The 13342-nt window shown below is 73.9% G+C and carries 8 protein-coding genes; 2 read left to right on the top strand and 6 right to left on the bottom strand.

What is annotated here, in order from left to right; genetic code table 11:
• Positions 1–13: 13 nt before the first annotated feature.
• From ACRAS8_RS25530 to ACRAS8_RS25515, 4 genes are all read right to left on the bottom strand, one after another.
• Complete coding sequence (locus tag ACRAS8_RS25530) at positions 14–3037, bottom strand: bifunctional [glutamine synthetase] adenylyltransferase/[glutamine synthetase]-adenylyl-L-tyrosine phosphorylase (RefSeq protein ID WP_438488330.1); 3024 nt, start codon at positions 3035–3037, stop codon at positions 14–16.
• A gap of 85 nt (positions 3038–3122) precedes the next feature.
• A complete protein-coding gene (gene glnA, locus ACRAS8_RS25525; RefSeq protein ID WP_274916014.1) occupies positions 3123–4484 on the bottom strand; it encodes a type I glutamate--ammonia ligase in 1362 nt (453 codons plus the stop codon).
• A 310-nt stretch (positions 4485–4794) separates the two neighbouring features.
• The gene (locus ACRAS8_RS25520) at positions 4795–5646 is read right to left on the bottom strand and encodes an alpha/beta fold hydrolase (RefSeq protein ID WP_438488329.1); all 852 of its coding nucleotides are present in this window, start codon (positions 5644–5646) and stop codon (positions 4795–4797) included.
• The gene (locus ACRAS8_RS25515; protein ID WP_438488328.1) at positions 5643–6422 is read right to left on the bottom strand and encodes a DUF998 domain-containing protein; all 780 of its coding nucleotides are present in this window, start codon (positions 6420–6422) and stop codon (positions 5643–5645) included. The genes ACRAS8_RS25520 and ACRAS8_RS25515 overlap by 4 nt, the downstream gene beginning before the upstream one ends.
• Before the next feature lie 347 nt (positions 6423–6769).
• On the opposite strand from ACRAS8_RS25515, the gene ACRAS8_RS25510 reads away from it, so the two are divergent.
• Positions 6770–8860, top strand: a complete 2091-nt coding sequence (locus tag ACRAS8_RS25510; RefSeq protein ID WP_438488327.1) for a multicopper oxidase domain-containing protein — start codon at positions 6770–6772, stop codon at positions 8858–8860.
• Between the two features lie 86 nt (positions 8861–8946).
• Positions 8947–10701, top strand: a complete 1755-nt coding sequence (locus ACRAS8_RS25505; RefSeq protein ID WP_438488326.1) for an NAD+ synthase — start codon at positions 8947–8949, stop codon at positions 10699–10701.
• 21 nt (positions 10702–10722) lie between these two features.
• Here ACRAS8_RS25505 and ACRAS8_RS25500 read toward each other — a convergent pair whose 3' ends face one another.
• Positions 10723–11889 (bottom strand): MFS transporter, encoded by a 1167-nt coding sequence (locus ACRAS8_RS25500; protein WP_438490591.1) that lies wholly within the window; start codon positions 11887–11889, stop codon positions 10723–10725.
• A gap of 97 nt (positions 11890–11986) precedes the next feature.
• Positions 11987–13201 (bottom strand): MFS transporter, encoded by a 1215-nt coding sequence (locus ACRAS8_RS25495; protein ID WP_438488325.1) that lies wholly within the window; start codon positions 13199–13201, stop codon positions 11987–11989.
• Positions 13202–13342: the final 141 nt, after the last annotated feature.

The raw sequence follows: 13342 nt of genomic DNA, 5'->3' as shown, positions 1-13342 counted from the left end.
ACCGGCGCCCGGATCACGCCCCGTAGAACAGCTCCTCGACGACCGCGCGCGCCCGCCGGGTGATCCTCCGGTAGTCGTCGAGCATCTCTCCGACGTGCCCCTCCTCGTAACCGAGGTAGCGGCCGACCGCCGCCAGCTCCCGGCCGTCCGTCGGAAAGGTGTCCCCGGGGCGGCCGCGCACCAGCATCACCGCGTTGCGCACCCGCGCCGCCAGCACCCATGCCTCGTCCAGCGTCCGGGCGTCGTCGGTGCCGATCAGCCCGGCGGCGTGCGCGGCGGCCAGCGCGTCCCGGGTGCGGGTGGTGCGCAGTCCGGGCAGCTCCCAGCCGTGCTGCATCTGCAGCAGCTGGACGGTCCACTCCACGTCGCTCAGCCCGCCGCGGCCCAGTTTGGCGTGGGTCGTCGGGTCCGCGCCGCGGGGCAGCCGCTCGGACTCCATCCGGGCCTTGAGCCGGCGGATCTCGCGGACCGCGTCCTCGCCCAGCCCCTCGGCCGGGTAGCGCAGCGGGTCGATCAGCTCGACGAACCGCTCCCCCAGCTCCGGGTCGCCGGCCACCGGCTCGGCGCGCAGCAGCGCCTGCGCCTCCCACACCAGCGACCAGCGCCGGTAGTAGGCCGCGTACGAGGCCAGGGAGCGCACCAGCGGGCCGGACTTGCCCTCCGGGCGAAGGTCCGCGTCGATCGGCAACGGCGGGTCGGTGGAGGGGAGTTGCAGCAGCCGGCGCATCTCGTTGGCGACCGCGTGGGCGGCCCTGGCGGCCTCCTGCTCGTCGGCGCCCGCGCGCGGCTCGTGGACGAAGAGCACATCGGCGTCCGAGCCGTAGCTCAGCTCGTGGCCGCCGAAGCGGCCCATGCCGATCACCGTGAACCGGGTGGGCAGGGTGTCGCCCCAGTGCTCGCGGACCGCGGCCCGCAGGGCGCCGGCGAGGGTGGCGGCGTTGACGTCGGAGACCGCCGAGCCGACCATGTCGACGGCATGGCCGTGGTCGGTCTCGGCGGGGCTGGACTCGGTGCCGTACGCGCCGATGACGTCCGCCGCGGCGGTCCGGAACAACTCCCGGCGGCGCACCCCGCGGGCCACCGCCACCGCCGCCTCGGCGCCGTCCGCGCGGCCGACGGCGGCCAGCACCTCCTGTTCCAGGGCGGCCCGGCCGCGCGGCTGGAGCCCGTCGGCGGCGCCCAGCAGGGCGACCGCCTCGGGGGCGCGCAGCAGCAGGTCGGGGGCGAGCCGGCCGGCGGACAGCACCCGGGCGAGGTTCTCCGCCGCGGCGCCCTCGTCGCGCAGCAGCCGCAGGTACCACGGGGTCTTGCCGAGCGCGTCGGAGACCTTGCGGAAGTTGAGCAGTCCGGCGTCCGGGTCGGCGGAGTCGGCGAACCAGCCGAGCAGGACGGGCAGCAGCGTGCGCTGGATGGCGGCCTTGCGGGTCACCCCGGACGCCAGCGCCTCCAGGTGCCGCAGCGCGCCGACCGGGTCGGCGTAGCCGAGGGCCTCCAGGCGGTGCCCGGCGGCCTTGGCGGAGAGCCGGGCCTCGCCCAGCTCCAGGTGGGCGACGGCGTCCAGCAGCGGCCGGTAGAACAGCTTCTCGTGCAGCCGGCGCACCTCGCGGGCGTGCCACTTCCACTCCCGGCGCAGCGAGGCGACGGGCTCGGTGCGCAGTCCCAACGACCGTGCCAGGCGCCGGAGTTCGGACTCGTCCTCGGGCATCAGGTGGGTGCGGCGCAGCCGGAAGAGCTGGATGCGGTGCTCCAGGCTGCGCAGGAAGCGGTAGGCGGCGTCGAGCGCGGCGGCGTCCTGGCGGCCGACGTAGCCGCCGGCGGCGAGCGCCGCCAGGGCGTCCAGGGTGGTGGCGCTGCGCAGGGTGGCGTCGGCCCGGCCGTGCACCAACTGCAGCAGCTGGACGGCGAACTCGACGTCCCGCAGCCCGCCGGGGCCGAGCTTGAGCTCCCGGTCGACCTGGGCGGCGGGGATGTTCGCCACGACCCGGCGGCGCATCTGGCGGACGTCGGCGACGAAGTTCTCCCGCTCGGCGACGTCCCACACCATCGGCGCCAGCGCGTCGACGTACTCCTGGCCCAGCGCCAGGTCGCCGGCCATCGGACGGGCCTTGAGCAGCGCCTGGAACTCCCAGGTCTTGGCCCAGCGTTGGTAGTAGGCGAGGTGGCTGGTCAGGGTGCGCACCAGGGGTCCGTTGCGGCCCTCGGGGCGCAGGTTGGCGTCCACCGGCCAGATGGTGCCCTCGGCGGTGCTGTCCGAGCACAGCCGCATCATCCGGGAGGCGAGCCGGGTGGCGGCCTGGAGCGCCTTGGCCTCCTCGGCGCCCTCGCGGGGTTCGGCGACGTAGATGACGTCGACGTCGGAGACGTAGTTCAGCTCGCGGCCGCCGCACTTGCCCATGCCGATGACCGCGAGCCGGCACTGCGCGGCGTCGCCGGGCTGCTCCTCGTAGGCGATCTCCAGGGCGGCGCGGACGGTGGCGGTGGCCAGGTCGGCGAGTTCGGCGGCGGTCTCGGCGACGTCGGTGGTGCCGCACACGTCGCGGGCCGCGATGCCCAGCAGGCAGCGGCGGTAGGCGGCACGCAGGGCGTCCGCCCGCGGCCGGTCGGCGCCCCGCTCGCCCCAGACGCCGTCGGCGAGCGCCTGCTCGAACTCCGGTGTGGTGGGGTGCAGATCGACCGACTCGTAGGTGACCAGCGACCGCCAGTCCCCCGGGTGCCGGGCCAGGTGGTCGCCGAGCGCCTCGGACGCGCCGAGCACGCCCAGCAGCCGGTCGCGCAGCGGCTTGGCGGCGGCGACGGTGGCCAGCAGCTCCTGCCGCTCCGCCGGCGGCAGCGCCTCCACCAGCCGCACCAGGCCGCGCAGCGCCAGGTCGGGGTCGGGGGTGGCGCCGAGCGCCTCCAGCAGCACCAAGTCGTCGCGTACCGGGGCGAGTTCGGGGGCGTCGAGCAGCGCGCCGGCCGCGGAGGGGTCGGTGAAACCGTGCCTCAGCAGCCGGGTGAAGGTGCTGCTCCGCCGTCCCTGCGGAGCGGGTAGTGCCATGGGGCGGCCTCTCGGTGACTGGACGGCTCGGACACGGGGCTGGTCCGCGGGGAGCGGGGAGACGCCCCGGGGAGACGCCCCTGGCTCACAGCACCGGCAGCATCTTCCGCAGCTCGAAGGCGGTGACCTCCGACCTGTACTCCTCCCACTCCTGCTTCTTGTTGCGCAGGAAGAAGTCGAAGACGTGCTCGCCGAGGGTCTCGGCGACCAGTTCGCTGCGCTCCATCAGCTCGATGGCCTCGCCGAGGTTCTGCGGCAGCGGCTCGATGCCCATCGCCCGGCGCTCGGAGTCGGACAGCGCCCAGACGTCGTCGTCGGCGCCGGCCGGGAGCTCGTAGCCCTCCTCGATGCCCTTCAGGCCGGCCGCGAGCAGGACCGCGTAGGCGAGGTAGGGGTTGGCGCCGGAGTCGACGGAGCGGACCTCGACGCGGGTGGAGCCCATCTTGCCGGGCTTGTACATCGGGACCCGGATCAGGGCCGAGCGGTTGTTGTGGCCCCAGCAGATGTACGAGGGGGCCTCGCCGCCGGCGCCGGCGGTGCGGTTGGCGCCGCCCCAGATGCGCTTGTAGGAGTTGACCCACTGGTTGGTGACGGCGGAGATCTCGGCGGCGTGCCGGAGCAGGCCGGCGATGAAGGAGCGGCCGACCTTGGAGAGCTGGTACTCGGCGCCGGACTCGTGGAAGGCGTTGCGGTCGCCCTCGAAGAGGGAGAGGTGGGTGTGCATGCCCGAACCCGGGTACTCCGAGAACGGCTTGGGCATGAAGGTGGCCTGCACGCCCTGCTCCAGGGCGACCTGCTTCATCACCAGCCGGAAGGTCATGATGTTGTCGGCGGTGGAGAGCGCGTCGGCGTAGCGCAGGTCGATCTCCTGCTGGCCGGGGGCGCCCTCGTGGTGGCTGAACTCCACCGAGATGCCCATCGACTCCAGCATGGTGATGGCCTGGCGGCGGAAGTCCATGCCGACGTTCTGCGGGGTGTGGTCGAAGTAGCCGGAGGAGTCGCCGGGGATCGGCCGGGAGCCGTCGACCGGCTTGTCCTTGAGCAGGAAGAACTCGATCTCGGGGTGGGTGTAGAAGGTGAAGCCGAGGTCGGAGGTCTTGGCGAGGATGCGCTTGAGGACGAACCGCGGGTCGGCGTACGAGGGCGAGCCGTCCGGCATCAGGATGTCGCAGAACATCCGGGCGGTGCCCGGGGCCTCGGCGCGCCACGGCAGGATCTGGAAGGTGCCGGGGTCGGGCTTGGCGATCATGTCGGATTCGTAGACCCGGGCGAAGCCCTCGATGGCCGAGCCGTCGAAGCCGATGCCCTCGTCGAACGCCTGCTCAAGCTCGGCCGGGGCCACCGCCACGGACTTCAGGAACCCGAGGACGTCGGTGAACCACAGCCGGACGAAGCGAATGTCGCGCTCTTCCAACGTCCGGAGCACAAACTCCTGCTGCTTGTCCATGGCTCACCAATCCTTGCAGGTCATTCGGCCTGTCCACGCGCGTGGATCATCGCGTTCGGGCCCACCAGTATCACGCCGGCGGGTTACCGTCACATTACGCACCCTTGGCCTGAATCAGAACCGTCGAACCGTGACCCCCTCGCCGCCTTCTGCCGCGCATCTTCCCCGCCGCGTCCAGGGTCAGCGCCCGGCGGCGCCGGAATCGAGGGCCTTGGCCCAGTCTTGGACGGCCACAGAACGCCTGTTGACCTGGTGTTGAGCGGTCCGTGTGACGGTGTTCGGCGGTACCCGGCGGGCCGACGCACGGCCCTCAGCCGAGGTCCAGCACGGCCCGGGCCACCGTGTCCGGCGCGTCCGCCATGACCAGGTGGCCGGCGGGCGCGGCGACCGCGCAGCGCGCGCCCAGCTCCGCGGCGAGCGCCCGCTGCCGGGCCAGCCAGCGCAGCTGACTCCGGGACCCGCTGCCGTCGTGGGCGGCCAGGACGGTGACCGGGACCGCGGGCAGCGGGCGGAGCCGGCGCAGTGCGGCGAGGTCCGCGGCCTGGTAGGGATAGGTCGCGTTCTCCAGGGCGCAGGCCCGCAGCACCCGGCTGGTGCGGTAGCCGGCGCGTTCCCAGCCGCGCCGCGGGTGGCGGCGCAGTGTCCCGGCGCGGGTGAGCAGCCGGCGCGCGGCGGGGCCGAGGAGCTGGGGCAGGCCGGCGGCGGAGAGCGCGCCGGCGGCGCCGCGCGCCCAGGCCGTGCGGATCCGCCGCGGCAGCCGGGGGCGAGGGTCCTCCTCGATGCTGCCGTCGACGAGGACCAGGCCGGCGCAGCGGGCGGGGTGCAGCCGGGCGAACGCCTCGGCGTGGAAGCCGGCCAGCGAGTGGCCGACGACGGTGGCCGGCGCCCGGTGGCCGAGGGCGTCCAGGACGGCGGCGATCCGGTCCGCCTCGGCGGCGAGGTCGGGCGGTGCGGCGGCCGGTGCGCTCAGGCCCAGGCCGGGCCGGTCGAAGCGGACGACGGTGCGGTGCGGGACGAGCCGGGCGGCGACCGCGTCCCAGTCGAACCACGCCATGCCGAGGCCGGCACAGAGCACCACGACCGGGCCGGTGCCCTCGCTCAGCACGTGCAGCGGCAGTCCGCCGACGCGCACCATCCGGCCGGGGGCGGGGCGGAGGTTCATGGGGCTCCTCGGGGTGGGTCGTGGGGCGCGGACGGGGTGACTGACGGGGTGCCGGGGCGGGCGTTGCGAGCGGCCCGGGCGTCGCGGGCCAGGCAGCCGGCGAGCAGGGCGACGTAGAGGGCGACCAGCAGCACCTGGAGGCGCTGGCCGACGCCGAGCGCCCAGGTGCCGCGGCCCGCGGTGAGGGCGGCGACCTCGGCCAGCGTCCAGGCGGTGGCGGCGAGTTCGGCGAGCACCAGGGGCGGGCCGAGGCGGGCGAGCGCGGGCCAGTGGCCGTACCGGCGGGCGGCGACGGTCAGCAGGAGAAGCGCGGCGAGCGCGCCGAGCATGGCCAGCGTGCTGCTGACGGCGTGCGCGGTGTGGGTGGCCGGGACCAGTCCGGCGGTCTCCCGGGCGGCGCAGACCGGGTCGCTGGTGGGGGCGCAGCTCAGCGGCAGCCGGGAGTCCAGCGCGGTGGCGGCGCCGAAGAGGGCCAGGGCGCTCAGGCCGGCCGCCGTCCAGGGCCGGCGCCGGACCGCGGCGAGCGCGGTGAGCGCGCCGGCCAGCACCAGCGCTCCGGCGACCAGGTCGGTGGCGCGGAACAGGCCGCCGAGCGGCTGGTCGGCGGCGGCCAGCTCGCTCACGTAGGCGCGCACCGGGTCCAGGCCGGTGGCGATCACCAGCTCCAGCACCCAGGCGGTGTAGGCGAGCGCGCCGAGCAGCAGCAGGACGGCGGCGGCCGTCGCGGCGGGGCCGGTGCGGGCGTCTGCGGCGGGACGGATCGGGCTCACGGACATCCTGGTGTTCGGGTGATCCCGACGGCGCGTCCGAAATGCCGGATATGCCGTGGGCGTGGGAGGACCAAGAATAGGCAGACGGTCCACCGGACGCGGCGAGCGCGGCGCGATGGGCCACCTCCGGGGGCGGCGCCCCGGGAGCAAGGCTGCGTCCGTAGGTCCCCGGCCGTCGAGAGGTCCGCGATGGGTGAACAGCGCAAGGCCGCCCGGCCCGGCCGCCCGCTGCGCGGACCGCGGCCGATATCCCCGGCCGCGCCGCGCCCCTGACCGCCGGCCGGGGCCCGCCCCCGGCCTCCCCGGACCCGCGCCGCTCCCCCGCTCCCATATCGCCACGAGGTGCTGCCCCCATGGATTCCCTTCATACGCACTCCCGCCGCGCCGTGCTCGGCGCGGGCATCGCGGTCGCCGGCGGCGGTCTGCTCGCCGCCTCCGCCGGCGCGTCCACCGCTCCGGAGAGCCGGCCAGAGCAGGACCGCGCGTCCAGCGGCCGCTATGTCGATCCGCACGGCCCGGAGGTCGCCGACTGCGAGAGCCGGCGCTCCTCCTCCGGACGGGTGCGCCGGCTGAACGTCGAGGCCCGCAGGGACCGGATCGACATCGGCGGCCGGACCGTCCAGACCTGGGTGTACGGCGACCGGCTGCCGGGCGAGGAGGTCAGGGTCACCGCGGGCGACACCCTGTCGGTGGTGCTCGCCAACAGCCTGCCGGAGTCCACCACCATCCACTGGCACGGGATGGACCTGCGCAACGACATGGACGGCGTTCCCGACGTCACCCAGCGCGCGATCCAGCCCGGCTCCTCCTTCCACTACCGCTTCCGGGTGGCGCGGCCCGGCACCTACTGGATGCATCCGCACGTCGGCGTCCAGCAGGACCACGGGCTCTACGCCCCGCTGATCGTCGACGACCCCAGGGAGCCGCTGGAGTACGACCACGAGTGGGTCGTGGTGCTGGACGACTGGCTGGACGGGGTGGACGGCAGCACCCCGGACGACGTGCTGGACGAGCTGACCCACGGCCGGGGCGCCATGCACGGCGGCAGCGGCTCCGGCCATGACGGGCACGGGGCCGGCCATGACGGGCACGGCTCGGGCAGCGGGCACGGGTCCGGCGCCACGCACAAGCGCAAGGACCCCGGCGGCCGGCCGTCGGGCCACGAGAGCCACAACGCCAGCCACTCGTCCGGTCACAGCACCAGCCACGCCTCCAGTCACAGCTCCAGCCACACCACGGCCCACGGCACCGGCAGGCACCACGACCCCGGCAGCCACAGCGGTCACGGCCGCATCGACGGCGGGGCGGCGGACGGCGGACGGGCGGAGCGCCCGGGGGTCCCGCCGGTCCTGGACGGTCTCGTCCACGACACGAACCGTCAGACCGCGGACGGCCTGGGCCTGGGCCTCGGCCTGGCGAACGCGGGCGTGAACGGCACCGGCCTGGGCGGCGCGCCCTCGCACGGCATGACCGCCTCCGCGGGTGCCTCCACATCTGCCGCCACCTCCGCCTCCGCGGGCGCCGCGTCCATGGCCACCGCACGGGCGAGCCGCGGGGCGCGCCGCGACGACGGCCCCGGGCACGGCAAGCACGGCCACAGCAGCCCGTCCCGGCTCCTGCCGTCCGACAGCCGCAGCAGCGTGCTGGGCGGCATGCCGGGCAATGTGAACTACCCGTACCACCTCATCAACGGCCGTACGAAGTGGGACCCGGAGACCTTCCGGTGCCGGCCCGGCGACCGGATCCGGATCCGCTTCATCAACGCCGGCAGCGACACCGCCTACCGGGTGGCGCTGGGCGGCCACCGGATGACGGTGACGCACACCGACGGCAATCCGGTCGAACACGTCCGCGCCGAGCAGCTGCTCATCGGCATGGCCGAGCGCTACGACGTCATGGTCACCGTCGGGTCCGGGGTCTACCCGCTGGTCGCCGTCGCCGACGGCAAGGGCCGGAACAAGACCGCGCTGGCCGTGCTGCGCACCGCGAGCGGCCGCCCGGGGGACCCCTCGGTCCACCCCAGGGAGCTGGACGGGCCGCTGATGACCGCGGACCGGCTCCGGGCGCACGGGAGCGTACGGGCCCGGACCCGGCAGCCGGACCGGATCCTGAGGATGAAGCTCACCGGCAGCATGGACAAGTTCGACTGGGCCATCAACGGGCGCCCGTACACCCCGTCGCAGCGCTATCCGGTCCGGAGCGGCGAGCGGGTGCGGCTGGTGTTCCGCAACGACACCGACATGTGGCACCCGATGCATCTGCACGGGCACAGCTTCTGGCTGCCCGACGGCGGGCCGCGCAAGGACACCACGGTCCTGCGGCCCAACCAGCGCCTCGCGGTGGAGTTCGACGCCGACAACCCGGGGCTGTGGATGCTGCACTGCCACAACGTCTACCACTCGGAGTCGGGGATGATGACGATCCTCGGCTACCGGCGGGACTGACCGCCGGGCCCGGCCGGGCCGCCGCACACCCCCATCGCGTCAGCCCACACCCCCCATTGCGTCAGAAAGACGATTAGACTGGCGGGGTGCCTCAACTACGTCTCGCCCTCAACCAGATCGACTCCTGCGTCGGCGACCTCGCGCGGAACGCCGAGACGATCGTGCACTGGACCCGGCACGCCGCCGGCCAGGGCGCGCACCTCGTCGCGTTCCCCGAGATGGCACTGACCGGCTACCCCGTCGAGGACCTCGCGCTGCGCCCGTCGTTCGTCGAGGCGAGCCGGGCCGCACTGTCCGAGCTGGCCGCCCGGCTGGCCGCGGAGGGGCTGGGCGACGTCCCGGTCGTCGTCGGCTACCTCGACCGCTGTCCGCAGGCGCTGCCGCGCTACGGCCGGCCCGCCGGCGCCCCGCAGAACGCCGCCGCGGTGCTGCACCGCGGCGCCGTCGCGCTCACCTTCGCCAAGCACCACCTGCCCAACTACGGCGTCTTCGACGAGTTCCGCTACTTCGTCCCCGGCGACACCCTGCCGGTCGTCCGGGTCCACGGCGTCGACGTGGCGCTGGCCATCTGCGAGGACCTCTGGCAGGAGGGCGGCCGGGTGCCGGCCGCGCGCAGCGCCGGCGCCGGGCTGCTGCTGTCCATCAACGCCTCGCCGTACGAGCGGGACAAGGACGACACCCGGCTGGAGCTGGTCCGCAAGCGGGCCCAGGAGGCCGGCTGCACCACCGCCTACCTCGCGATGATCGGCGGGCAGGACGAGCTGGTCTTCGACGGCGACTCGATCGTGGTGGACGGCGACGGCGGGGTGATCGCACGGGCCCCGCAGTTCGCCGAGGGGTGCGTGCTGGTCGACCTGGAGCTGCCCGCCGCCGCGCCGGAGGCGCCGTCCGGGGTGCTGGACGACGGGCTGCGGGTGGACCACGTCGTGCTCTCCGCCGACCCCCTGCCGCCGTACCCGCCGCAGACCCTGGGCGGGCAGGCCGAGCGCCTGGACGACCTGGAGGAGATCTACACCGCCCTGGTCGTCGGGCTGCGCGCCTACGTCGCCAAGAACGGCTTCCGTAGCGTGCTGCTGGGGCTGTCCGGCGGGATCGACTCCGCGCTGGTCGCCGCGCTGGCCTGCGACGCGGTCGGCGCCGAGCAGGTGCACGCGATCGCGATGCCCTCGCGCTACTCCTCCGAGCACTCGATCGGTGACGCCGCCGAACTGGCCCGGCGTACCGGGCTGCACTTCCGCACGGTGCCGATCGGCCCGATGTTCGACTCCTACATGGCGGCGCTGGGGCTGACCGGGCTCGCCGAGGAGAACCTCCAGTCGCGGCTGCGCGGCACGCTCCTGATGGGCCTGTCCAACCAGGAGGGCCACCTCGTCCTCGCGCCGGGCAACAAGTCCGAGCTGGCGTGCGGCTATTCGACCCTCTACGGCGACTCGGCCGGCGGCTACGGCCCGATCAAGGACGTCTACAAGACCGTCGTCTACGAGCTGGCGCGCTGGCGCAACGAGGCCGCCGCCGAGCGCGGCACGACCCCGCCGATCCCGGAGCACACGATCGGCAAGCCGCCCAGCGCCGAGCTGCGGCCCGGCCAGGTCGACACCGACTCGCTGCCGGACTACGCGGTGCTGGACCGGATCCTGGAGCTGTACGTCGACCGCGACCGGGGCCGCGCGGAGATCGTGGCGCAGGGCTTCGACGCGGCGCTGGTGACCCGGGTGCTGCGGATGGTGGACCACGCCGAGTACAAGCGGCGGCAGTACCCGCCGGGCACCAAGATCTCCGCCAAGGGCTTCGGCAAGGACCGGCGGCTGCCGATCACCAACCACTGGCGGGAGGGCGCCTGAGGCGCCGGAGGCGGACGGGCGCTAGCTGTTGACGGCGTCCGTGGCGGGCGCGGGCGCGGCCGTCGGCTCCGGCTCGCCGCCGCGGGCCACGATCCGTGCGGGGTCGGGTGCGCCGCGGTCCAGGAGGCCGGCTGCCACCGCGACGACCAGGCCGGCGGCGGCCAGCACCGCGCCGGCCACGGTGGGCGAGGTCCAGCCCCAGCCCGCCGAGAGGACCAGGCCGCCGATCCAGGCGCCGCCCGCGTTGGCGAGGTTGAAGGCCGACTGGTTGGAGGCGGCGGCCAGCGTCGGCGCCTGCCGTGCCTTGTTCATCACCAGCATCTGCAGCGGTGTGGTGGTCAGGAAGCCGATGCCGCCGACGAGGACGACGGTGACCAGCGCCGCCCACTTCACGGGAGCGGTGAAGTGGAAGGCCGCCAGGACCAGGGCGAGCGCGCCGAGGGACCCGTAGAGGGTGGGGCGCAGCGCCCGGTCGGTGAGCGGTCCGGCGGCCAGCGCGCCGAGCGTCATACCGATGCCGAAGAGGGCGAGGACCAGCGGCACGGAGCCGGCGGCGAAGCCGGTGACCTCGGTCATCATCGAGGCGAGGTAGCTGTAGACGGCGAAGACCCCGGCGAAGCCGAAGACGGTGGTGAGCAGGCCGAGCAGTACTTGACGGTCGCCCAGGGCGCGCAGTTCGCCGGCCAGGCCGGTGTGCCGTTCGGCCGGCAGCTGCGGGATCAGCCGGGCCAGGGCGGCCATCGCGACCAGGCCGACGGCGGCCACGACGAGGAAGGTGGCGCGCCAGCCGAGGTGCTGGCCGAGCAGGGTGGCGGCGGGTACGCCGACGATGTTGGCGACGGTCAGGCCGAGGAACATGGTGGCCACCGCGCGGGCCTGGCGCCCCTCCTTCACCAGCCGGGCCGCGACCACCGCACCGACGCCGAAGAACGCGCCGTGCGGCAGCCCGGCCAGCAGCCGGCCGGCGACGAGCAGGCCGAAGGTGGGGGCGAGGGCGGAGGCGAGGTTGCCGACCGTGAAGACCGCCATCAGCACCACCAGCATCCGCTTGCGGGGGACGCGGGAGCCGAGGGCGGTCAGGAGGGGTGCGCCGATGACGACACCGAGGGCGTAGGCGGAGACGAGGTACCCGGCGGTGGGCACGGAGGTGCCCAGATCGTCCGCGACGTCGGGCAGCAGGCCCATCATCACGAACTCGGTTGTCCTGAGTTAAGCACACAGGTGCCCGGACCAGCCAGCGTCGATCAAGCCGTCTGGGCACCTACCGGCGCCCAGACGGCAGCCCTCATGCGGAGACGTGTGCTTCCTGGCTCTCCCGGCTGTCGCCGCGGGCGATGACCCTGGAGATCGAGCCGGTGGCGTGCCGGTCCAACATTCCCGCGGCCAAGGCGATGGCAAGACCGGCCGCCGCGAGGGCGGCGCCGACCAGAGCCGGCGACGTCCACCCGAAGCCGGCCGATACGACGACACCGCCAACCCATGCCCCACCGGCATTGGCAAGGTTGAACGCCGACTGGTTGGACGCGGAGGCAAGGCCGGGCGCGTCCTTCGCCTTCATCATGACGAGCATCTGGAGCGGCGTGGTCGTCATGAAGCCGACGACGCCGAGGAGCACGACGCCGAGGTACATGGCCCATGTGACATGCACGGCCCAGTTGAACGCCAACAGGACGAGTGCAAGGGCAGCGAGCGAGCCGTACAGCGTGGGCCTCAGGGCCCGGTCGGTAAGCGGCCCGGCGATCAGCGCGCCCAGCGTCATCCCGACGCCGAAGAGGGCCAGGACGACGCTGACGCCCGACTCCGGCAGCCCGGTTACCTGGGTGACCATCGAGGACAGGTAGCTGTAGACCGCGAAGACGCCAGCGAAGCCGAACACCGTCGTCAGCAACCCCAGCAGCACCTGCCGGTTCCCGAGTGCGCGGAACTCGGATCGGAACCCTGCCTGCTGATCTTGCGCAATGGGTGGAACCAGTGCGGCGAGCGAGATCATGGCGATCAAGCCGATCCCCGTGACCACGAGGAATGTGGCGCGCCAGCCGAGGTGCTGACCCAGGGCAGTCCCAACCGGGACGCCAACGATGTTGGCTACGGTCAGCCCGAGGAACATGGTGGCCACGGCGCGCGCACGGCGTTCCTCCACAACCATCCGGGCAGCGACGACGGCGCCGGCGCCGAAGAACGCGCCGTGCGGCAGGCCGGCCAGTACGCGGCCGATGATCAAGGTGCCGAAGTCAGGCGCGATCGAGGCCACGAAGTTGCCCAGGGTGAAGAGCCCCATGAGCAGGATGAGCGTGAGCTTCCGCGGCAGCCGGTTCCCCAGCACCGTCAGAAGCGGGGCGCCGATGACAACGCCAAGGGCGTACGAGGTGACGAACCAACCCGCGGTGGGGACGGTCACCCCGAGATCAGCCGCGACGTTGGGCAGGAGGCCCATCATCACGAATTCTGCGGTGCCTATTCCGAACGCGGCGACTGCAAGAGCGAGCAGGGCCAAGGGCATAGCGCGGTGGTCCTCCGGCGAGGTGTGCGAGCGGGTGATGGGGGGCTGCCGACTGCGGTGTCAGGCACGGAAAAGGCCGGTGTGTAAGACACCGGCCCTACAGGCTCTCAGATACAGCGGCAGCCTGCACATCGGTATTCC

Source organism: Streptomyces sp. S186 (assembly GCF_051603415.1).
GTDB lineage: Bacteria > Actinomycetota > Actinomycetes > Streptomycetales > Streptomycetaceae > Streptomyces.
This window is presented reverse-complemented; position numbering and strand designations above follow the sequence as displayed.

Coding starts and splice junctions, on each gene's coding strand:
- ACRAS8_RS25500 (WP_438490591.1), bottom strand. CDS start 11,889: ATGATGGGCCTGCTGCCCGACGTCGCGGACGATCTGGGCACCTCCGTG.
- ACRAS8_RS25515 (WP_438488328.1), bottom strand. CDS start 6,422: ATGTCCGTGAGCCCGATCCGTCCCGCCGCAGACGCCCGCACCGGCCCC.
- ACRAS8_RS25495 (WP_438488325.1), bottom strand. CDS start 13,201: ATGCCCTTGGCCCTGCTCGCTCTTGCAGTCGCCGCGTTCGGAATAGGC.
- ACRAS8_RS25510 (WP_438488327.1), top strand. CDS start 6,770: ATGGATTCCCTTCATACGCACTCCCGCCGCGCCGTGCTCGGCGCGGGC.
- ACRAS8_RS25520 (WP_438488329.1), bottom strand. CDS start 5,646: ATGAACCTCCGCCCCGCCCCCGGCCGGATGGTGCGCGTCGGCGGACTG.
- ACRAS8_RS25530 (WP_438488330.1), bottom strand. CDS start 3,037: ATGGCACTACCCGCTCCGCAGGGACGGCGGAGCAGCACCTTCACCCGG.
- glnA (WP_274916014.1), bottom strand. CDS start 4,484: ATGGACAAGCAGCAGGAGTTTGTGCTCCGGACGTTGGAAGAGCGCGAC.